The following is an 873-nucleotide window of genomic DNA, read 5'->3' on the forward strand; positions in this document are numbered from 1 at the left end:
CACGCCCGATCGCGGTTACTCGATGATTTCGGAGACGATGCCGGCACCGACGGTGCGGCCGCCTTCACGGATGGCGAAGCGCAGCTTCTCTTCCATCGCGATCGGCACGATCAGCGTCACGTCCATCGTCACATTGTCGCCCGGCATCACCATCTCGGTGCCTTCCGGCAGCGTCACGACACCCGTCACGTCCGTCGTCCGGAAGTAGAACTGAGGACGGTAGTTGGTGAAGAACGGCGTGTGCCGCCCACCCTCTTCCTTCGTCAGAATGTACGCTTCCGCCTTGAACTTCGTGTGCGGCGTCACCGAACCCGGCTTGCACAGGATCTGCCCGCGCTCCACGCCCTCGCGGTCGATGCCGCGAAGCAGCGCGCCGATGTTGTCACCCGCCTGGCCACTGTCGAGCAGCTTGCGGAACATCTCGACGCCCGTCACCGTCGTCTTGCGGGTGTCGCGGATGCCGACGATCTCGACTTCCTCGCCCACCTTGATCTGACCGCGTTCCACACGACCCGTCACGACCGTGCCGCGGCCGGAGATCGAGAACACGTCTTCGATCGGCATCAGGAACGGCTGGTCGATCGGACGCTCCGGCGTCGGGATGTACTCGTCGACAGCCGCCATCAGCGCGCGGATCGAATCCTCGCCAAGCGCCTTGTCGCCGTCCTCGAGCGCCACAAGCGCCGAGCCCTTGATCACCGGAATGTCGTCGCCCGGGAATTCGTAGGACGACAGAAGCTCGCGAACCTCGAGCTCGACGAGCTCAAGAAGCTCCTCGTCGTCAACCTGGTCGACCTTGTTCATGTAAACGACAAGCGCCGGAACACCGACCTGACGGGCGAGCAGAATGTGCTCACGCGTCTGCGGCATCGG

General features: G+C 63.9%; 1 protein-coding gene. It reads right to left on the bottom strand.

The window, feature by feature from the left end; genetic code table 11:
- Positions 1–15 precede the first annotated feature (15 nt).
- On the bottom strand, positions 16–873 hold an 858-nt coding region (locus NYQ83_RS17740), incomplete at its 5' end, for an elongation factor Tu (protein ID WP_261216275.1).

It is taken from the genome of Afifella sp. JA880 (assembly GCF_025379905.1).
Lineage (GTDB): Bacteria > Pseudomonadota > Alphaproteobacteria > Rhizobiales > Afifellaceae > Afifella > Afifella aestuarii.